The 19,467-nt window shown below is 72.3% G+C and carries 15 protein-coding genes and 1 tRNA gene; 3 read left to right on the top strand and 13 right to left on the bottom strand.

The annotated features are described in order from the left end of the window. Nucleotides 1–130: 130 nt before the first annotated feature. Nucleotides 131–202: transfer RNA gene (locus AC5WRT_RS23285), tRNA-Cys, on the top strand. A gap of 100 nt (nucleotides 203–302) precedes the next feature. Then, on the top strand, nucleotides 303–656 hold the full coding sequence (locus tag AC5WRT_RS23280) for an antibiotic biosynthesis monooxygenase family protein (protein WP_496095464.1): 354 nt from the start codon (nucleotides 303–305) through the stop codon (nucleotides 654–656). A 247-nt stretch (nucleotides 657–903) separates the two neighbouring features. Here the strand turns inward: AC5WRT_RS23280 and AC5WRT_RS23275 are convergent, their stop codons facing one another. From AC5WRT_RS23275 to AC5WRT_RS23245, 7 genes are all read right to left on the bottom strand, one after another. After that, the gene (locus AC5WRT_RS23275) at nucleotides 904–2,085 is read right to left on the bottom strand and encodes an SUKH-4 family immunity protein (RefSeq protein ID WP_496095465.1); all 1,182 of its coding nucleotides are present in this window, start codon (nucleotides 2,083–2,085) and stop codon (nucleotides 904–906) included. Between the two features lie 214 nt (nucleotides 2,086–2,299). Further along, the gene (locus AC5WRT_RS23270; RefSeq protein WP_496095466.1) at nucleotides 2,300–4,609 is read right to left on the bottom strand and encodes a xanthine dehydrogenase family protein molybdopterin-binding subunit; all 2,310 of its coding nucleotides are present in this window, start codon (nucleotides 4,607–4,609) and stop codon (nucleotides 2,300–2,302) included. Next, a complete protein-coding gene (locus AC5WRT_RS23265) occupies nucleotides 4,606–6,504 on the bottom strand; it encodes a (2Fe-2S)-binding protein (RefSeq protein ID WP_496100573.1) in 1,899 nt (632 codons plus the stop codon). The genes AC5WRT_RS23270 and AC5WRT_RS23265 overlap by 4 nt, the downstream gene beginning before the upstream one ends. Beyond that, a complete protein-coding gene (locus AC5WRT_RS23260) occupies nucleotides 6,501–7,394 on the bottom strand; it encodes an FAD binding domain-containing protein (RefSeq protein WP_496095468.1) in 894 nt (297 codons plus the stop codon). Before AC5WRT_RS23260 ends, AC5WRT_RS23265 begins: the two co-directional genes overlap by 4 nt. A 269-nt stretch (nucleotides 7,395–7,663) precedes the next feature. Then, on the bottom strand, nucleotides 7,664–9,310 hold the full coding sequence (locus AC5WRT_RS23255) for a beta-N-acetylhexosaminidase (protein ID WP_496095469.1): 1,647 nt from the start codon (nucleotides 9,308–9,310) through the stop codon (nucleotides 7,664–7,666). A 194-nt stretch (nucleotides 9,311–9,504) separates the two neighbouring features. After that, the gene (locus AC5WRT_RS23250) at nucleotides 9,505–9,783 is read right to left on the bottom strand and encodes a DUF3039 domain-containing protein (RefSeq protein WP_143638399.1); all 279 of its coding nucleotides are present in this window, start codon (nucleotides 9,781–9,783) and stop codon (nucleotides 9,505–9,507) included. Nucleotides 9,784–9,812: 29 nt separating this feature from the next. Then, a complete protein-coding gene (locus AC5WRT_RS23245) occupies nucleotides 9,813–10,385 on the bottom strand; it encodes a YqgE/AlgH family protein (protein ID WP_496095470.1) in 573 nt (190 codons plus the stop codon). 280 nt (nucleotides 10,386–10,665) lie between these two features. Between AC5WRT_RS23245 and murA the strand changes: the two genes are divergently transcribed. Then, the gene (gene murA / locus AC5WRT_RS23240; protein ID WP_496095471.1) at nucleotides 10,666–12,006 is read left to right on the top strand and encodes a UDP-N-acetylglucosamine 1-carboxyvinyltransferase; all 1,341 of its coding nucleotides are present in this window, start codon (nucleotides 10,666–10,668) and stop codon (nucleotides 12,004–12,006) included. Between the two features lie 117 nt (nucleotides 12,007–12,123). On the opposite strand, the gene AC5WRT_RS23235 is transcribed toward murA, so the two are convergent. From AC5WRT_RS23235 to AC5WRT_RS23210, 6 genes are all read right to left on the bottom strand, one after another. Beyond that, nucleotides 12,124–12,405, bottom strand: a complete 282-nt coding sequence (locus AC5WRT_RS23235; RefSeq protein ID WP_023550134.1) for an HU family DNA-binding protein — start codon at nucleotides 12,403–12,405, stop codon at nucleotides 12,124–12,126. Between the two features lie 547 nt (nucleotides 12,406–12,952). Next, nucleotides 12,953–14,368: an NAD-dependent malic enzyme gene (locus AC5WRT_RS23230; RefSeq protein WP_496095472.1), complete on the bottom strand. Its 1,416-nt coding sequence runs from the start codon at nucleotides 14,366–14,368 to the stop codon at nucleotides 12,953–12,955. Between the two features lie 354 nt (nucleotides 14,369–14,722). Continuing rightward, on the bottom strand, nucleotides 14,723–17,110 hold the full coding sequence (locus AC5WRT_RS23225) for a HelD family protein (RefSeq protein WP_496095473.1): 2,388 nt from the start codon (nucleotides 17,108–17,110) through the stop codon (nucleotides 14,723–14,725). Between the two features lie 60 nt (nucleotides 17,111–17,170). Continuing rightward, nucleotides 17,171–17,941 carry an anti-sigma factor family protein gene (locus tag AC5WRT_RS23220; protein WP_496095474.1) on the bottom strand — a complete coding sequence of 257 codons (771 nt, stop codon included), beginning with the start codon at nucleotides 17,939–17,941 and terminating at the stop codon, nucleotides 17,171–17,173. Between the two features lie 62 nt (nucleotides 17,942–18,003). Further along, nucleotides 18,004–18,588, bottom strand: a complete 585-nt coding sequence (locus tag AC5WRT_RS23215; protein WP_030167252.1) for a sigma-70 family RNA polymerase sigma factor — start codon at nucleotides 18,586–18,588, stop codon at nucleotides 18,004–18,006. Between the two features lie 217 nt (nucleotides 18,589–18,805). Continuing rightward, the gene (locus AC5WRT_RS23210) at nucleotides 18,806–19,399 is read right to left on the bottom strand and encodes a CGNR zinc finger domain-containing protein (protein WP_496095475.1); all 594 of its coding nucleotides are present in this window, start codon (nucleotides 19,397–19,399) and stop codon (nucleotides 18,806–18,808) included. Nucleotides 19,400–19,467: the final 68 nt, after the last annotated feature.

Genomic DNA, 19,467 nt, shown 5'->3' with positions numbered 1-19,467 from the left:
TGGCCCGAACCGGTCCCCGACCTTGGTCCTACGCCCCCTTTCATGAACGGCGTGTGGCAGTCCCGTTGCGTCGCCGCCGATTCCCTTGAGCCCTCCGAGCCCCCAGCCACAACGTCATGCCCACGAACACGGCCGTGTGCCCGAGTGGTTCAGGGGCTCGCCTGCAAAGCGAGTTACGCGGGTTCGAATCCCGCCACGGCCTCCGACTGCGTCCGACCGCCTGGCCAGGCAGACCGAAATCCTTGTGTCCCGTTCAGGAAAGACGCTGGATGGTCGACCGCGTCCCGCCCTACGGTGGCGCCATGAGCGATCACCCGAAAGCCCCTGTCGCGCCCGTCGAGGCCTTTGAACCCCCCTACTACGTGGCGGTCTTCACTACGGTGCGGACCCAGGACCAGAGCGGCTACAGCGAGACCGCCGCACGCATGGAGGACCTGGTGAAGGACGTCCCCGGGTTCCTGGGGATGGACCACGCGCAGACTCCTGGCGGGCTGGGCATCACCGTCGGGTACTTCCGCGACGCCGAGGCCCTCACGGAGTGGCGGAGCAACGCGGAGCACCGCGCGGCACAAAAGCGCGGGCGGGCCGAGTGGTACCGGAGCTACACGCTGCATGTGGCGAAAGTGGAACGCAGCCACGGGTTCACGCGAGCGTGAGCGAACCGGCACAAGGGCCCCGGTGAGGCCGTCGTCGTCCGGGCCGCGCCGACGACGGTCATCGTGGTGCCACGGGGTTGCACGACGCACAGCGCCCACCGCACCACGTCGTCGGCGGTGTCGGTGGTGTTCCTGGCGTCGAACCGGTGAACGTCGCTCTGGCACCACGACGACAGTGCCACACGACCGGCCTCCGTCACCGGTCGGTCACCGGGCACCCGAACGAACGCCGCTGGGCAGCCCCGGATCACGCTCCGGCCGGGCGGGGTCGGGGGACTCCGCCCGACTCGTCCTGGAACAGGTGCGTCCAGTTGTGCCAGTCGGTGCCGGGCCGTGTGGCGGTGGGGTCGACGGTCGACAGGGTGTGGAGCACGGCCGCGGCCAGGTGGTCGTAGGCGCGGGTGGTCAGTTCGTGGCCGAGGTGTTCGTCGATGGTGCGCTCGTGGTGGAGGAGCCAGAGCGTGTAGGCGAGGGTGGAGACGTCGGTGTTGAGGGGGTAGAGCGTGGCCTCTGGTTCGCCGAAGGTCAGGACCGCGCCCGTTCTGCCGTCGAGGACCAGGCTGTTGTCCTCGACGAGGTGGCCCAGGCGGATCAAGTGGTCGGCGTGGGGCGGGAGTTCGTCGAGGGGGTGGCCGCCGGTGCACTCGTCGGTGAAGTACTCCCGGAGCGTCGGCAGCGGGACGTCCGTGTCGGCGTGGAAGAGGACCGCCTCCTCCGGCAGGCCGGTCTCGTGCAGGAAGCGGCGGGTCGGCTCGTGCGTGAGCGTCGGGGGGAAGTCGACCTCCTCGAAACGGGTCACGCGGCCGTGCCCGAACTCCTGGTCCAGGAGGCGGGCGGGGACGTCCAGGGTGAGGCCGGAGGCGGTGCCGGGGCCGGCGACCAGGGAGAGCGGGCGGATCAGGGCCGCCGCCTTCCAGTACGGCGGGACTTCGCCGTCCGTGCTCTCCTCGAAGAGCGAGAGGAGACGGCGAGTGGCCTCGGCCGCCGTCTGGGGGCCGTACCGGCCGGCGAGGGAGGCGAAACGGCCGCGCAGGCCCGCCAGTTCCTCGGTGACCGCGGCGAAACGCAGCAGCGTGTCCAGGGAGGGCGCGAAGGGACGGGAACGGGAAGGGGCGAAGAGGTAGGCCGTCGTCAGCTCGCCCGTGCCGCCGTCGAGCAGGATCGACTCGCGCCGCATGCCCGCCGGGTTGAGCAGTTCGCCTATCACCAGCCGGTCCCGCAGCTCGTCCGCCACCCGGAACGGACCGTCCGCGGCGTCGGCGAGCGTGCGCAGGCCGTGTGCGCGCAGCGGGGAGAAGGTCAGCAGGTCGGTGCCCGCGGGCAGTCCCGCGCCGCCGAGCAGGCCGCGTGTCGGCCCGTGCGTGACATAGCGGTCCAGCTCCGCCTCGGTCAGCGTGATCGCCGGGACCCCGGCGTCGGTCGTGCTCATCGCTCCCCCGCGATCTTCCCCGTCGGTGCACCCGTGCGTCCGTCCGCACGGGTGCCCGTGAGTGCGAGTGCCCCCACCGCTCAGCACACTACGCCGCACCACTGACAACGGCCCTCACCGGGAAAGGACGCCCGAGGAGCGGCGCACGTTGCCCGGCAGCAGCGATCACCGGCACTCCGAGCCGTCCGCGGTCACCGGAGTGTGACCGGCCGGGTCACTGGGGCGTGACCACCGCCGCCTGCGGGCGGATCGGGAGGCGGTTGACCGGACGGCCGGTGGCCGCGCGGACCGCGGAGGCGATCGCTGCCGGTGACGTCACGACCGGGACCGCGCTGACGGACTTGGCGCCGAAGGGGGCGACCACGTCCCGTTCCTCGACCAGTTTGACGATCCGGATGTCCGGGGCGTCCAGTGCCGTCGGCAGGGCGTACCCGGTCAGGTCGGGATGGCGGATCAGGCCGCGCGGCGTGCGCAGGTTCTCCGTGAGGGCGATGCCGACGCCCTGGGTCACGCCCGCCTCGATCCGGGCGGCCAGCTGGGTCGGGTTGAGGACCCGGCCGACGTCCTGGGCGACCGCCAGCTCCACCACCCGCACCGAGCCCAGCTCGATGTCGACGTCGACGACCGCGCGGATCGCGCAGAAGGCCAGGCCCACGAACGCGTCGCCCTGGCCGGAGGCGTTCAGCGGCTCGGTGGGGTGCGGGCGGCACTGGGCCGTGGCCCACAGCTCCTTGCCGTCCATCGCCTCCGTGACGGTCGTCGAGAGCACGCCGTCGTACGAGGTGATCTTGCCGTCGGTGATCTGGAGGAGCTCGGTGGACATGCCGAACTTGTGGGCGAGGGGCTGCAGGAGCTGGGTGCGGACCATCTTGGCCGCACGCTCCACCGCGCCGCCCGACACCCACGTGTGCCGGCCGCGGCAGCCCGCGCCGGCCGGCGGCTGGTCGGTGTCGACCGGGGCGACGTGGACCTCCTCGATACCGAGGGTCTCCTGGACGATCTGCCGGGCGAGGGTGGTGAAGCCCTGTCCTGTCTCCACGGCCGCGCACAGCACGGTCGCGACGCCGTCGTGGACCTTGACCGTCGCCGTGGACACCTCGTCGGCGCCCTCCGCGCCGAGCATGTGCACCATGCCGAGGCCGTAGCCGACGCCCCGGCGCACGGCGCCCGGCTCGCCCGCGCCCTCGGGGCCGCCGGGCAGCAGCCACTCCTCCTCGGGAGTGTCCTTGGGAAGCGCCGGCAGGGGGAAGTCCCGTACGGCCTGGAGGAGTTCGGCGACCGGAGCCGGGCAGGTCACGGTCTGGCCGATCGGCAGGACGTCACCGGTCGCGAGCACGTTGCGCAGGCGCAGCTCGGCCGGGTCCAGCCCGAGTTTCCTGGCCAGCTTGTCCATCTGCGCCTCGTAGGCGGCGCACACCTGCATCGCGCCCTCGCCGCGCACATGGCCGGAGGGCGGGTTGTTGGTGCGGACGGCCCAGCCCTCGATGAAGGCGTTCGGGACGACGTACGGGCCGCACGCGAAGGAGACGGCGGCGGCCAGGGCGTCGGAGGAGGTGTCGGCGTAGGCGCCGGCGTCCAGCAGGATCTGCGCCTCCACCTTCACCAGCCTGCCCTCGGCGTCGGCGTGGTGGCGGTACCTGAGCAGCGTGGGATGGCGGTGGGCGTGCCCCAGGAAGGACTCCTCGCGGGTCGCGGTGAGCTTCACCGGGCAGCCGGTCCTGAGGGCGAGCAGGCCGAGCGGGAGCTGGAAGCCCTGGTCCTCGCGGTCGGCGGTGGCGCCCGGCACACCGGTGACGACGATCTTCACCCGATCCGGGGACAGCCCGTAGCAGGCCGCGGCCGTGTTGCGGTCGAAGTGCGGGTCGGTGGAGGCCAGGTACAGCTCCACGCCGCCGTCCGGGCGCGGCACGGCGAGGCCGGCCTCGGCGCCGATCGGGGCGGGGTCCTGGCGCCCTATGCGGTACAGGCCCTCGACGACGATCTCGCCGACGGCGTCCGGGTCGCCGTGCCGGAGCGGGATGTGCCGGATCAGATTGCCGTCGGGGTGCAGCGGCTCGGCCTCGAAGGCCTGCTCGGGGTCGGTGACCGGGTCGAGTACCTCGTACTCGACTATGACGGCCGCCGCCGCCATCCGCGCGGTGTCCGGGTGGTCGGCGGCCACGGCCGCGATGGGCTCGCCGTGGTGCCGTACGACCTCGGAGGCGAACACCGGCCGGTCGGGCGTGCCCCGGCCGTGGCGGGGGGTGCCGGGAACGTCCTCGTGGGTGACGACGGCCCGTACGCCGGGCATCTCGCGTGCGTGGCTGGTGTCGATGGACACGATGCGCGCGTGCGCGTGCGGTGAGCGCAGGACGGCCGCCCACAGCAGGCCCTCGGCCCACAGGTCGGCCGCGTACGGGAAGGTGCCCTCGGTCTTGGCGCGGGCGTCGGCGTGCGGGAGGGAGGCGCCGAGGCCGTGCGGGAGCGGCTCGGCCTCGGGGGCCGCTTCCGCGGCCGTGGTCGCCGTGGCGGCTTCGTTGCTCACGCCTGTCCTCCGTCCTGGCCGTAGCTCGGGCCGTGCGGTCCCGGTGTGCCGTGCGGCGGTGTGCCGTACGGGTCGGGCGTGCCGTACGGCGGCGTGTCGGCGTAGCCGCCGGGAGCGGCCTGCGGCGTGTCGAACGCGCCCGGTGCCTCGAACGCCGACGGGTTGACCCCGCCGGCCCCGGGGGCCGCCTGATGGGGAATGCGGGCCTCGTCCGCGTCCGCCTCGGCGTCGGCGGCGTGCGAGGCCTCGCGTTCGGCGACGACCTCCGCGACGGCGTCCAGCACGCCCCGGTAGCCGGAGCAGCGGCACAGGTTGCCGCACAGCGCCTGCCGGGTCTCCAGCTCGGTCGGGGCGGGGTTGCCCTCCAGCAGGTCGTGCACGGTCATCGCCATGCCGGGGATGCAGAAACCGCACTGCACGGCCCCGCAGCGGGCGAGCGCGCGCTGCACGTCGGAGGGCTGCCCGTCGGCGGCCAGGCCCTCGACGGTGCGCACCTCGCTGCCGGCCGCGGTGGCCGCCGGGACCAGGCAGGAGGCCACCAGACGGCCGTCGACCTGGACGTTGCAGGCCCCGCACTCGCCCTGCGAGCAGCCGTCCTTGGCGCCCGCGAGCCCGAGCCGCTCGCGCAGGACGTACAGCAGCGACTCGCCGATCCAGGCGTCGCTGACGGGCCGGTCGACGCCGTTGACGCGCAGGACGTAGGAGGCGAGCGGGTGGTCGTCGTGCGGAGGCAGGGGTACGGCGGGTTTCTCGGCGGTCTCGTCGTCGTCCGCCTGCGCGGGGTCGGGGGCCTCGGCGGGCTCACCGGTGGTGCCCTCACCGGATTCCCCGGCGGATTCCTCGCGCGTGCCGTACGGTGCGGCCGCGTCGGCCGCGTCCGGGTGTGTGACCGCGGTCCCCGAGGCGGAAGAGGCCTCGGTGCCGGCCGTGTCCGCCGCCGTGGCGACCTGTGGGGTGGTGCCGCGGTCCGTGGGACCCTCGCGCTCGGTACGTGCCGCAGCGGCGCCCTCAGGGGCCTGCGCGGGGGCGCGGCCGTCGACGGGGGGCGGCGTGTCCGAGGGTTCGGCCTCGCGTTCGGCCGCCGTGGACCGTGCGTGGTCCGCGGCGCCGTGCGCGAACTCCGCGGCGTCTGCCCCGCCATGGCCCGGCTCCGGGCGGCCGGACTCCGCGCGCCCGGCCCGGTCGTGTCCGAACTCCGGGTGCCGGCCCCCCTCATGGCCGTGCTCCGCGTGACCGGTCTCCGCGCGGCCCTGCTCCGCGTGGCCGTACCGCTCGTCGCGCGCGAACGTGTCCGGTGCCGGCGTGCCGCCCGCCGGATGCGTGCCGGTGCGGCCCGGCTCGGCGGGCCGGTCCCAGGAGCCGGAGGTGTCCCCCGTCGCCCAGGGCGCGGGCGCGCCGCCGGGCAGGGTGGCCGGCGGGGTGCCGCCCCACTGCTCGACCAGCGAGGACGTGGTGAACTCGCCCGATTCGTCCGGAAGGTCGCCGCCGGCGACCGGGATCGACCACTGCCCGGTGACGTCGTGTCCCGGCGCGGACGGGCCCGCGGGCTCCTCGAAGGTCCAGTGCTGGGTCGCGCCCGGGTTGTACGTGAACCGGTCGTCCGCGTGCGGCGCCTGCTGCGCGGCGTTCGCCTCGGGCCACTCGGCGCCGCCCGCCGGTGCGGACCAGTTGCCCGTCGCCGCGGGGTCGCCGGTGCCGGGGGCGGCCGCTATCTGCGGCGGCACATAGCCGTGACCCGGCGCGGCCAGCGGGCTCTCGCCGTTCAGCAGGGCTTCGATGCCGCCCTCGGGGAGCTTGACGAAGGCGGTGGCGCCGTCGTCGTAGTCGCCCTGGGGCAGCGGGTTCCAACGCCCGCCGCCCTGGGGCGTGCCCTCTCCGTGCTGGTCGTCGGTCACGACAGCGCCCTCCCCAGTGCTCGTCGGGCCAGCGCGGCGACGGTGCGCCGCAGGTGCAGTACGGCGGGCGGAAGCGGGGGCACCGAGCCGTCGGGCTCCGGTACCGGGTCCGGGATGCAGGCCGCGGCGACGTACTCGCCGAAGGCGTTCAGGGCCTCCGGGACGAGCGCGCGGTCGTTGTCCCAGTCGATCAACTGGGCGACCCACTGCTCGGCCTCCAGGGGCCTGAGCGGCATCGGCGCTATGGCACCGACGGCGCACCGCACGCCGCGCCGAGCGGGGTCGAGGACCACGGCCACGGAGGCCAGGGCACGGCCCGGCCCGGTGCGTCCGGTGGCCTTGAGGAAGACCTGCGGGGCGTGCAGGAGCGGCACACGCACGTACCCGATGAGTTCGCCGCCGCGCAGCATCTCCATGCCGGCCAGCAGATGCGACACCGGGATCTCCCGGCGGACTCCGCCCGGGCCCGCGATGATCAGCGTCGCCTCCAGGGCGGCCAGCACCGGCAGGGCGTCGCCGGTGGGCGCGGCCGAGGCGATGTTGCCGCCCAGGGTGCCCGCGTTGCGGATGTGCGGCGGGCCCGCGGCGCGCGCGGCGGCGGCGAGCGCCGGGATCAGGGCCGCGAAGTCGGGGCGGCCCATGCGCGCGTGGGTGAGGCCCGCCCCGAGCAGCGCGTGGCCGTCCTGGTACTGCCAGCCGCGGATCTCGCTGATCCGCCCGAGGCCCACCAGGGCGGCGGGCCTGAGCTGGCCGGAGTTGACGGCGGCCATCAGGTCGGTGCCACCCGCGACGGGCACGGCGGCGGGCATGGCGGTGAGGGCCGCCACGGCCTCGTCCAGCGTCGTGGGCAGCGTGACGGCCTGCTCCGCCTGCGGTGCGTGCGTGGTCAAACCGGCTGCCCCTTCCCGCTGCCCCACCTGGTCCCACCTGTGTGGCCCGTACGGTACGTGCTCACAGGGCGGACGTGGCAACTCTGGCACATCTTCGCAAGGCCCGAGGACGGGGGTCCGCCGGTCGGCGACAGGAGGCGTTCGCCCACCTCACCGCAGAGATGTTCCGTTTTCGCACGGCATCGCCGGTGCGCGGGGATTGACACTCTTCGGTGACGCTTGGAGCGGTTTTCCGGCACTTGTTCGAAACGGTCGCCTCGAGGCGCCGGTCACCCGGCGGGCGGCGGCCCCTCGATCGGGCGGCCGAGGACGCCGGGGCGCCTCTGCCACGGCCGCGGGCCGGTGGGCGGCCGGTAGGCGACGCCGAGGGCGTCCAGTCGCGCGTAATGGGCCGTCATACGGCGCTCGAAGCCGGCGAAGTCCCGTTCCGCGGGGGCGGGCAGGTGGCTCCAGGCCACCTCGGCGAAGGCGGCGAGCCGGGGGAAGGTCTGGTAGTCCACGCGCGCGGGGTCCTCCAGCACCTCGGTCCAGACGTTGGCCTGAGTGCCCAGCACATGCCGGGCCTCGGCCCCGGTGAGCCCGTCGGGGACGGGCTCGAACCGGTAGACGTCCTCCAGGGTGCGCACGTACCCGATCGGCACGGGCTCGTCCTCACCCGGGGCCTGACGGTGGTCCAGATACACGTACTGCTCCGGACACATGACGACGTCGTGCCCGGCCCGCGCGGCCGCGATCCCGCCGGCGTAACCACGCCAGGAGGACACCGCCGCCCCCCGCGCGAGCCCGCCCTCCAGGATCTCGTCCCAGCCGATCAGCCGGCGTCCGCGCGCGGCGAGCCAGGCGTCGAAGTGGCCGATGAACCACGCCTGCAGCTCGTCCTCGTCGGCCAGACCGAGGTCGGCGATCCGGTTCTTGACGGTCGTCGACCCGGCCCACTGGTCCTTGCGGCACTCGTCGCCACCGACATGGACGAACTCCGACGGGAACAGCTCCAGGACCTCCTCGAACACCCCCTCGTAGAAACGCAGGGTGGTGTCGGTGGGGGCGAGTACGTTGGCGGAGATCCCCCAGGTGTCCCAGACGTCCAGGGCGGTGGTGTCGATGACGTCGGTGTTGCCGAGTTCCGGGTACGCGGCGATGGCGGCCTGCGAATGGCCGGGTACGTCGATCTCCGGGACGACGGTGATGTGCCGCTCGGCGGCGTAGGCGACGATCTCCCGGATGTCGTCCTGGGTGTAGTAACCGCCGTGCGGTTTCTCCTCCCACAGCGGGGAGGCCCGGTGACCGAATTTCGACCGCGACCGCCAGGAAGCGGTTTCGGTCAGTTTCGGATACCGCTTGATCTCGATGCGCCAGCCCTGGTCATCGGTCAGATGGAAGTGGAAGACGTTGAGTTTGTGCGCGGCCATCAGGTCGAGGTAGCGCAGCACGCCTTCCCTGGGCATGAAGTGCCGGGCCACGTCCAGGAGCAGACCGCGCCAGCCGAAACGGGGACTGTCCTCGACGGTGATCTCCGGAAGGTCCCAGTCCTGGCCCGGCCGCAGCGGCGCCCTGCGGAAGGCGTCGGCGCCGAGGAGCTGCCGGAAGGTCTGGGCGCCCCAGAAGACGCCGGCGGCGCTGCCGCCCTGGATGCGCAACGGCCGGCCGTCGATGACGACGCGGTAGCCCTCCGGCGGCAGGTCGGACTCGATGCTCAGCACGATGCGGTCGGCGCGGCCGGGCGCCTCCGGGAAGGGCAGGCCGGTCGCCGCCCCGACCGTGGACCGCAGCCAGCGCGCGACCCCCTCGGTCCCGGGCCCCGCCTCCAGCGCCGTCCCGCTGTCCAGGCTCGTGCAACCGGGCGCGTTCCGGATCACACGGCCCGGCGCCGGAATCAGCGCCTTGTCGGGTTCCACGAAATCGGATGTGCCGCTCATGCCGTCCGTCGCCCCTCCGCACCCCGGCGTTGCACCGCGTGACAACGGCTGTTCCGCCGCGTACGGACGCTACGGACTCCGCGCACCGCAGACAAGAGGTCTCGACCATTCCGCGCCCCTGACCGGGGCACGGCGAGGCCCCGGCGCACGCCGCGGCGCGCCGGGGCCCAGCGAGCAGACCGGGTACGGGGGCCCTACTTGTCGCCGCCCTTGTCGTCCCCGCCGCTGCCCATGGACTCGTAGATCTCCTTGCACATGGGGCACACGGGGTACTTCTTCGGGTCACGGCCCGGCACCCAGACCTTGCCGCACAGCGCCACGACGGGGGTGCCGTCGAGGGCGCTCGCCATGATCTTGTCCTTCTGGACGTAGTGGGCGAAGCGCTCGTGGTCGCCGTCGCCGTGGGACACCTGTGGCGTCGGCTCTACGAGGGTCCCCGTACCAGTCCCGCGCTCGGGCTCGAGAGTGCTCATATCAGCAAGGGTACTGAAACGCACCCGCATCAGTTGAGCGACGGGTCGTCCGGATACGTCGCCACCATCGCCAGCTCGTTGCGCTGGCGGCGGAGCACTTCTCGCCAGAGCTTCTCCGGGGCCGGCGAGGAGACGTCCCCCGGCTCCGACTCGACCACGTACCAGGCCCCCTCGACCAGCTCGTCCTCCAGCTGGCCGGGACCCCAGCCGGCGTATCCGGCGAAGATCCGCAGGGACCCCAGGGCGGAGGCCAGCAGTTCCGGCGGCGCCTCCAGGTCGACCAGGCCGATCGCGCCGTGCACCCGGCGCCAGCCCAGCGGGGCGAGGTCGCCGTTCGACCCGCCCGGGATCACCGCGACGCCGAGCGCCGAGTCCAGCGAGACGGGGCCGCCCTGGAAGACCACACCGGGCTCACCGGCGAGGTCGGCCCATCCCTCCAGGATGTCGCCCACGTCCACCGGCGTGGGGCGGTTGAGGACGACACCGAGGGAGCCCTCCTCGTCGTGGTCGAGAAGGAGCACCACCGCGCGGTCGAAGTTCGGGTCCGCCAGGGCGGGAGTGGCCACGAGCAGCCGCCCTGTGAGCGAGGACACCTCGGTCATGCCAGACATGATCCCGCATCTTCCCCGTCGGTGGGGAGCCAATCGGTGCCGGGGAGTGAACGCAGCTCGGGGAGGAGGGAAGCGCTCCGGGCGCACGCCGCGTGCGGTGACCCCATGTGCCCGATAGCGCACGGTTCGTGTTGTGACACAGCTATGACGGGGCTGGGTGGTACTCGGACTTACGGACGGGGGGTAATCGGCGATTACGCTGTCTCCCCGGCCCCTGCGCGAGTGATCGGCCGCAGCCACCCCCTGCCCAACTCATCGGAACGCGAGATACATGACCGTCAACGACGATGTCCTGCTTGTCCACGGCGGAACCCCGCTGGAGGGCGAGATCCGTGTCCGAGGTGCGAAGAACCTCGTACCGAAGGCCATGGTCGCCGCCCTGCTGGGCAGCGCGCCGAGCCGACTGCGCAACGTTCCCGACATCCGTGACGTGCGGGTCGTGCGCGGCCTGCTCCAGCTGCACGGCGTGACGGTCCGTCCCGGCGAGGAGCCCGGCGAGCTGGTGCTCGACCCGACGCACGTGGAGAGCGCCAACGTCGCCGACATCGATGCCCACGCGGGTTCCAGCCGTATTCCGATCCTCTTCTGCGGCCCGCTGCTGCACCGCCTCGGGCACGCGTTCATCCCGGGCCTCGGCGGCTGCGACATCGGCGGCCGGCCCATCGACTTCCACTTCGACGTGCTGCGGCAGTTCGGCGCGGTCATCGAGAAGCGCGCGGACGGGCAGTACCTGGAGGCCCCGAAGGGTCTGCGCGGTACGAAGATCCGGCTGCCGTACCCGTCTGTCGGCGCGACCGAGCAGGTGCTGCTGACGGCCGTACTGGCCGAGGGCGTCACCGAGTTGTCCAACGCGGCCGTCGAGCCGGAGATCGAGGACCTCATCTGCGTGCTGCAGAAGATGGGCGCGATCATCGCGATGGACACCGACCGCACGATCCGCATCACCGGTGTGGACAAGCTCGGCGGCTACGCCCACCGCGCCCTGCCGGACCGTCTGGAGGCCGCGTCGTGGGCGTCGGCGGCGCTGGCGACCAACGGCAACATCTACGTCCGCGGCGCCCAGCAGCGCTCGATGATGACGTTCCTGAACACCTACCGGAAGGTGGGCGGCGCCTTCGAGATCGACGACGAGGGCATCCGCTTCTGGCACCCCGGCGGCCAGCTGAAGTCCATCGCGCTGGAGACGGACGTGCACCCCGGTTTCCAGACCGACTGGCAGCAGCCGCTGGTGGTGGCCCTGACCCAGGCCACGGGGCTGTCCATCATCCACGAGACGGTGTACGAGTCCCGCCTCGGCTTCACCTCCGCGCTGAACCAGATGGGCGCCCACATCCAGCTCTACCGCGAGTGCCTGGGCGGCTCGGACTGCCGCTTCGGCCAGCGCAACTTCCTGCACTCGGCGGTCGTCTCCGGCCCCACGAGGCTCCAGGGCGCCGACCTGGTCATCCCCGACCTGCGCGGCGGCTTCTCCTACCTCATCGCGGCCCTGGCGGCCGAGGGCACGTCCCGCGTCCACGGCATCGACCTCATCAACCGCGGCTACGAGAACTTCATGGAGAAGCTCGTGGAGTTGGGCGCGAAGGTGGAACTGCCGGGCAAGGCGCTCGGCTGACGGGTTCCGGCCCGGCACGGCGAAGGGGCGGCCCTCCGGCTGAGGAGGGCCGCCCCTTCGACGTCATCGCGCGTCAGAACGCACCGTACGCCGTCCCGTGGCGTACGACCGACAAGGTCACTTGCCCTTGGCGGCTTCCTTGAGCTTGCTGCCCGCGGTGACCTTCACGCTGTACCCGGCGGGGATGTTGATCGGCTCGCCGGTCTGCGGGTTGCGGGCGGTGCGAGCGGCACGGTGGGTGCGCTCGAAGGTCAGGAAGCCGGGGATGGTGACCTTCTCGTCGCCCTTCGCGACGATCTCGCCGACGGTCTCGGCGAACGCGGCCAGCACGGCGTCGGCGTCCTTGCGGGTCACCTCGGCGCGGTCGGCCAGCGCGGCCACCAGCTCACTGCGGTTCATGTTGTTACTCCCGTGTATTTCTTGCCGTTGGGGTGTGCCACGCGGCGGATCCGCCCGAGGCACTGCGATGCCGATGCGCTCGCGCCCTTGGGGGTGCCCCCGGGGGGACGAGGTCCCTGGGGGAGCATCCTGCCCCTACCTGCGGCGGTAAAGCCAATCCGGCACCCGTAGGAGTCGTGAGAACACCCTGGGGAGTCACACGAAAGGCGCCCGCTCGGCGTCACCCTAGAGGGCGCACGGCATCGGCTGGTTCCACGACGCGCCGGTGCGGGGGCCGCCGTGGTGATCCTCACAGCCCCTGCACAGTACGGCACGCCGTCACCGGGACGTCGCCCGGGCGCCGCTCCGCCGTCACCCGGCCAAGCGGCGCGGAGGGCGGCGCCAGGGGGTTTCGTTCGGATCGGGTCGGACGGGCCGCGGCGTCCGGTGCGGCGCGTCGCGAGGCGGAGGCCCACCCGCGCACCGGACGTACCCGGGTGGTCCGACGACGCGGCGAGCTGCCGTGCCGGGCGCCGCGGACCCGTGCCGATCCCGACGAAACTCCTGGTCAGGCCGTCGCGCCGGCCGCCTTCGCGGCCTCACGGACGGCGCCGGCGACCGCGCCCGCCACCTTGTCGTTGAAGACGCTGGGGATGATGTAGTTCGGGTTCAGCTCGTCCTGGCTGACCACGTCGGCGAGGGCGTGCGCGGCGGCGAGCATCATCTCGGTGTTGACGGTGCGCGACTGGGCGTCCAGCAGGCCGCGGAAGACACCGGGGAAGACCAGCACGTTGTTGATCTGGTTCGGGAAGTCGGAGCGGCCGGTGGCGACAACGGCCGCCGTCTGACGGGCGATTGCCGGGTCGACCTCGGGATCGGGGTTCGCGAGCGCGAACACGATGGCGCCTTCGGCCATGGCGGCCACGTCGTCGCCGTCGAGCACGTTCGGGGCGGAGACGCCGATGAAGACGTCCGCGCCGCGCACGGCCTCCTTGAGGGTGCCGGTCAGGCCCTCGGGGTTGGTGTTGTCCGCGATCCAGCGCAGCGGGGAGTCCGCGGGCGCGGCCACCAGGTCCTCGCGACCGGAGTGGACGACACCGTGGATGTCGGCGACGACGGCGTTCTTCACGCCCGCCGCGAGCAGCAGCTTGAGGATGGCCGTACCGGCCGCGCCGGCGCCGGACATGACGACCCGGATGTTCTCGATGGCCTTGCCGGTGACACGCAGGGCGTTGGTCAGGGCGGCGAGGACGACGATCGCGGTGCCGTGCTGGTCGTCGTGGAAGACGGGGATGTCGAGGGCCTCGCGCAGCCGGGCCTCGATCTCGAAGCAGCGCGGCGCCGAGATGTCCTCGAGGTTGATGCCGGCGAACCCGGGGGCGATCGCCTTGACGATCTCGACGATCGCGTCGGTGTCCTGGGTGTCCAGGCAGATCGGCCAGGCGTCGATGCCCGCGAAGCGCTTGAAGAGGGCCGCCTTGCCCTCCATCACCGGCAGCGCGGCCTTGGGACCGATGTTGCCGAGGCCCAGCACGGCGGAGCCGTCCGTCACGACCGCAACGGAGTTGCGCTTGATGGTGAGGCGGCGGGCGTCCTCGGGGTTCTCGGCGATGGCCATGCAGACGCGGGCGACGCCGGGCGTGTAGACCATGGACAGGTCGTCACGGTTGCGGATGGGGTGTTTCGACGCCATCTCGATCTTGCCGCCGAGGTGCATCAGGAACGTACGGTCGGAGACCTTGCCGAGGGTGACGCCCTCGATCCCACGCAGCTTCTCGACGATCTCCTCGGCGTGGGCCGTGGAGGTGGCCGCGATGGTGACGTCGATACGGAGCTTCTCGTGGCCGGACGCGGTGACGTCGAGGCCGGTGACCGATCCTCCGGAGGACTCCACGGCGGTGGTGAGCTGCGAGACGGCGGTTCCGCTCGCGGGCACCTCCAGCCGGATGGTCATCGAGTAGGAGACGCTGGGCGCCGTTGCCATGGCCGACTTCCTCTGCTTTCACCGTGTCGCGAGTTGTAGCCGTCCGATCGTCGCACCTACCGCGGAGTACGTGGTAGTCGCCCTGGATTGCGGACGTTTTGTTCATGAGCGGCGTACAGATTTCGGAAAACCACTTCCACCATACGAGAAGTGATCGCGCAAAAGAAAGAGACCCACGTCACAGGGACGTGGGTCTCTCACGCTGACGGCACCGACCCGCCATGCTCGCCTCGCGGCAAGTGGTCCCTCGCAGGGACGAAGGTTGGGCCCGGGGGCTTGGATCGGGCCGGTGCCGCATCCAGGCTAACAAACGGATGCCGCGGACCATTCCTGTCGCGGTGATTCACCGGAAAATCAGTCCCGCAGCAGATCCGGCACCCCTGCCGCGTCCGGCTCGTCGCGGTCGCCCGAGACCACCGTGAGCTGCTGGGTCGCCCGGGTCAGCGCCACGTACAGCACGCGCAGGCCGGCCGGGGACTCGTCGGCGATCTCCGCGGGCGAGACGACCACCGTCGCGTCGTACTCCAGGCCCTTGGCCTCCAGGCTGCCGAGCGCCACCACCCGGTCGCCCAGCCCGGCCAGCCAGCGCCGGGCCTCCTCGCGCCGGTTCATCGCGACGACCACGCCGACCGTGCCGTCCACCAGGTCCAGCAGCCGCTCCGCCGCTGCCCGCACGGTCCGCTGCAGAGAGTCCCGTACGACGATGAAACGCGGCTCGACGCCCGTGGAACGGACGGCGCTCGGCGCCTCGGCACCCGGCATGGCGAGCGCGAGCACCTTGGCGGCCACCTCGGCGATCTCCGCCGGGTTGCGGTAGTTCACGGTGAGCTGGAAGCGGCGCCGGGGTCGGGTGCCCAGGGCCTCGTCGCGGGCCTCGGCCGCCTCGTCCGGGTCGGACCAGGAGGACTGGGCGGGGTCGCCGACGACCGTCCAGGTGGCGTGCCGGCCGCGGCGGCCGACCATGCGCCACTGCATCGGGGTGAGGTCCTGCGCCTCGTCCACGATGACATGGGCGTACTCGGTGCGTTCCTGTGCGAGGCGCTCGGCCCGCTCGCGCTGCGTCTCCTCGCGCACCGGCATCAGCTCCTCCAGCCCGGTGAGCTGGTCCAGCGGGTCGAGCTCGCGCTTCTTCCGCGGGCGGGCCGGGACACCGAGGATCGCCTGGAGCTCGTCGAGCAGGGCGATGTCGTGCACGGAGTACCCGTCCCGGGTCAGGGAGCGGGCCACCTTGCGGACCTCGCCGGGGTTGAGGATCCGGCGGGCCCAGCGGCCGAGCCGTTTCTCGTCGGCCATGGCGGCGAGCACGGCCTTCGGGGTCAGCTCGGGCCACCAGGCGTCGAGGAAGGCGATGAAGGCGTCCTCGCCGCTGACGTCCTCGTCGAAGGAGGAGCGCAGTTCGGCGACCAGCTCCGGGTCGATGTGCCGGGTGCCCGCCCCGGACTTGGCCCACAGGGCGTCCAGCAGCAGTTTGCGGGCGCGCGGGCGCAGCAGGTTGACGGGCGCGGTGCCGCCGAGGGCGGTACGGCGGACACGTTCCAGCTCCTCCGCCTCCAGCTCCAGACGACGGCCGAAGGCGACGACACGCAGGCGGGAGGGCGGCCCGGCGGGAGCCTGCGGCCGGGTGCCGGAGTCGTCGTCCGAGGCGTACGGGGCGAGCCGCCCCGCCGCGCCGGCGGCGCCGCCCGGCCCCAGCTCCAGCGCGCCCCGGGCCGCCTTCCGCAGCACCTTCAGCATCCGGTACGAGCCCTTGGCGCGGGCCACCGCCGGGGAGTCGTACAGCGTGGCCGCGGCACCGTCGACGAGTGAGCCGATGGCGCGGATCGCGACCTGACCCTCCTCGCCGAGCGAGGGCAGCACGCCTTCGGTGTAGGCGACGAGCAGCGGGGTCGGGGAGACGATGAGGATGCCGCCCGCGTACCGGCGTCTGTCCTGGTAGAGCAGGTAGGCCGCGCGGTGCAGGGCGACGGCGGTCTTGCCGGTGCCGGGCCCGCCCTCGACGTAGGTGATGGAGGCGGCGGGGGCCCGGATCACCAGGTCCTGCTCGGCCTGGATGGAGGAGACGATGTCCCGCATGGTGTGGGTGCGGGCCTGGCCGAGCGCGGCCATGAGGGCGCCGTCGCCGATGACGGGCAGCTCACGGCCGTCGAGGTGGGCGGTCAGCTCGGGACGCATCAGGTCGTCCTCGACGCCGAGCACGCGGCGGCCCTTGGAGCGGATGACCCGGCGCCGTACGACCCGGCCGGGCTCCACCGGGGTGGCCCGGTAGAAGGGGGCGGCGGCGGGCGCGCGCCAGTCGATGACGAGGGGTGCGTAGTCCTCGTCGAGCACACCGATCCGCCCGATGTGCAGGGTCTCGGCGATGTCGGCGGTGTTGTCGTCGCGTACGGCGCCCTCGGCGGGCTCGACCGCCGTATAGGCGCCGTCGGGCCCCTTCTTGCCGTCCTTGCCCAGGAGCAGGTCGATGCGGCCGAAGAGGAAGTCCTCGAACTCGTTGTTGAGCCGGTTCAGGTGGATGCCGGCGCGGAAGACCTGGGCGTCCCGCTCGGCCAGCGCCCCCGGAGTGCCCACCTGGCCGCGCTTGGCCGCGTCGTGCATCAGGAACTCGGCCTCGTGGATCTTCTCCTCCAGCCGCCGGTACACCCGGTCCAGGTGTTCCTGTTCGACGCCGATCTCCCGGTCACGGACGGAATCGTGTGCGCCGTGTACCGAGCCGACCGCGGACTGCTGAACCTGAGCGGCCACCTGGCCCCCTTCTGACGTGCTGGGCAGCCGTCAACCGTACGCGAAGGGGGCCGGTGGAAGCTACGCGTCGACTTGTACCAGCTTCTTCCCCTGGAAGGTCACGACCTCGAAATGGTCGATCTCGTTCGGCTTGAAGGCCGCCGCGCCGCCGATGTAGAGCGGCTTCCTGGACTCGGGCGTCTTGCCGTTCGGGATGCCGTAGCCCCAGTTCGGCACCGACCAGGAGGACATCGTCACGCGCTGCCCGTTCTTCGCGACGAGCACCAGGGAGCACTTGATCGGCCCCTTGGCGTTCTTCAGTTCGAGGACCGCCTGGGTGCCCCAGTCCTTCGGGGCCATGGCGACGGTGGCGCTGATCTGGGACGACGGGTCCGTGGCCGACTTCTTGTCCGGCATGGAGGCGAACGCCGTCTGCGCCGAGGACGCGGTGACCTGGCCGCCGCCCCCGTCCGAGCCGCCGTTCACCGCCACCGCGGCCAGCGGTCCGGCGATGATCAGCGCGGCCGCCGCTGCGATCATGTAGAAGCTGCGCCGGCGCTTCTGGGCGCGCTTCTCCGCGACTTCGTCGACCAGCCTCTCCACCAGCCGGGGAGTGGGCTTCGCGGACAGCGACTCGCCGATCGCGGGTGTGCTGCCGGAACCGGGCAGGTCCGCCAGGGCGGCCAGCATCGGTTCCATCCCGGCCAGTTCGTCCAGCTGCTGGGCGCACCACTCGCAGCCGGCGAGGTGGGCCTCGAAAGCGGTTGCCTCGGCGTCGTCGAGGATCCCGAGGGCGTAGGCGCCCACGGTCTCGTGCTCGCTCGGCACCGAAGATCCCGGACTGGGGTTCATGGGCCCAGGCATACCCGGACCTCCCGCCCCGAATCCCTGCATTCCCCCGAAACCACTGCTCATCACGCCGTCACCCCCCGCTCCTCCAGTGCCAGCTTCATCGAACGCAGGGCGTAGAACACCCGAGACCGCACCGTGCCACTGGGTATGCCCAGCGTCTCGGCCGCCTCATTGACCGTACGCCCCTTGAAGTACGTCTCGACGAGCACCTCCCGGTGGGCCGGGGTCAGGTCGTCGAGCGCGTCCGACAGCGTCATCAGCCACAGCGCCTTGTCGATCTCGTCCTCCGCGGGGATGACCTCCAGCGGCGACGGATCGACCTCCTGCGGCCGGGCCTGCCGGCTGCGGTGGCCGTCGATGACGATGCGGCGTGCGACCGTCACCAGCCAGGGGCGTACCGAACCGGTCGCCCGATTGAGCTGACCGGCGTTCTTCCAGGCACGGATGAGCGTTTCCTGTACGACGTCCTCGGCGCGCTGCCGATCACCGGCGACCAGGCGCAGGACATACGCGAGCAGGGGTCCGGCGTGCTCTCGATACAGGGCACGCATCAGCTCCTCGTCTGGTTCCGAGGGCTGTGAGGACATGCGATGTCGGGCCCTCGATCCACGTTCATTGGCCACGGCCGCATCCTTGCGCACGCCCACCTCCGGTGTCCGGGGGTTCCCCCAGTCGGTCGCTCGCCCACCCGTACGGAAGGAAGCGGCGCGGTGTTCAAACGGAGGTGACAGTTTTCTCGGGGCTGACGTGACGACAGGGACATGCGTACACATTCCCACCCCGCGATCTTTACAATTCAGACACGCGTCCGGAGCGGGCCGCAGCTTCCCGTGTATGCGCCATCCAAACCCGGTGTTGCGGAAATCACGCCCGCGCGAGCGCGGCCCGCCGCCGGTGCCGGGCCACCCGCTCGCGGTTGCCGCACACCTCACTGGAGCACCACCGCCGGCGCCGCCCGCGTGACGTGTCGAGGTACACGAGCGGGCAGTCGTCCCCTTCACACTCCCGTACGGCGGCCCGCGCGACGGGATCGGTGAGCAGGTCCACGGCATCCCGCGCGACGAGCGCGAGCAGCCCGGCGCAGGTCGGCGGCGCGGCCAGTTCCCTGGTGAGACCGCCTTCCGGATCGCGCACGGCACGCGGGGCCGGGGTCTCGTCCTGCGCGACCTCGTTGACCCGCCGGAGCGCGCGCTCGTACGACGGCGCGTCCGGCGCGTGCGGGTTGCGCACCAACTGCCCGACGTGAGCACGCAGTTCCCGGAACCCCACGAGCCAGGAGGCATCGGCGTGCCCGAGCCCCGTACCCTCCGGCACGAGCCCCACCCCACCGATCCACGCGCACAACGCCCCGACGCCGTCCAGCCGTTCGGCAGGATGTGCGGTCGCGAGGAGATCGAGACAGATGCGTCCGGCATCGAACCGCGGCTCGTACCGCGGCGTGGCCGTACCCAGTGCCATGTGCCTGTCACCGCCTAGGCAGGTAGCGGGGGGGCTCTTTCGGGCTCCGTGGAACTCTCCTCTTCACA

The sequence above is a fragment of the Streptomyces sp. NTD91 genome (assembly GCF_059510455.1).
This window is presented reverse-complemented; position numbering and strand designations above follow the sequence as displayed.

What these genes read in the sequence shown, in the direction of transcription:
- AC5WRT_RS23235 (WP_023550134.1), bottom strand. Translation starts at nt 12,405, where the DNA reads ATGAACCGCAGTGAGCTGGTGGCCGCGCTGGCCGACCGCGCCGAGGTG.
- AC5WRT_RS23210 (WP_496095475.1), bottom strand. Translation starts at nt 19,399, where the DNA reads ATGGCACTGGGTACGGCCACGCCGCGGTACGAGCCGCGGTTCGATGCC.
- AC5WRT_RS23220 (WP_496095474.1), bottom strand. Translation starts at nt 17,941, where the DNA reads ATGAACCCCAGTCCGGGATCTTCGGTGCCGAGCGAGCACGAGACCGTG.
- AC5WRT_RS23250 (WP_143638399.1), bottom strand. Translation starts at nt 9,783, where the DNA reads ATGAGCACTCTCGAGCCCGAGCGCGGGACTGGTACGGGGACCCTCGTA.
- AC5WRT_RS23230 (WP_496095472.1), bottom strand. Translation starts at nt 14,368, where the DNA reads ATGGCAACGGCGCCCAGCGTCTCCTACTCGATGACCATCCGGCTGGAG.
- AC5WRT_RS23275 (WP_496095465.1), bottom strand. Translation starts at nt 2,085, where the DNA reads ATGAGCACGACCGACGCCGGGGTCCCGGCGATCACGCTGACCGAGGCG.
- AC5WRT_RS23280 (WP_496095464.1), top strand. Translation starts at nt 303, where the DNA reads ATGAGCGATCACCCGAAAGCCCCTGTCGCGCCCGTCGAGGCCTTTGAA.
- murA (WP_496095471.1), top strand. Translation starts at nt 10,666, where the DNA reads ATGACCGTCAACGACGATGTCCTGCTTGTCCACGGCGGAACCCCGCTG.
- AC5WRT_RS23255 (WP_496095469.1), bottom strand. Translation starts at nt 9,310, where the DNA reads ATGAGCGGCACATCCGATTTCGTGGAACCCGACAAGGCGCTGATTCCG.
- AC5WRT_RS23245 (WP_496095470.1), bottom strand. Translation starts at nt 10,385, where the DNA reads ATGACCGAGGTGTCCTCGCTCACAGGGCGGCTGCTCGTGGCCACTCCC.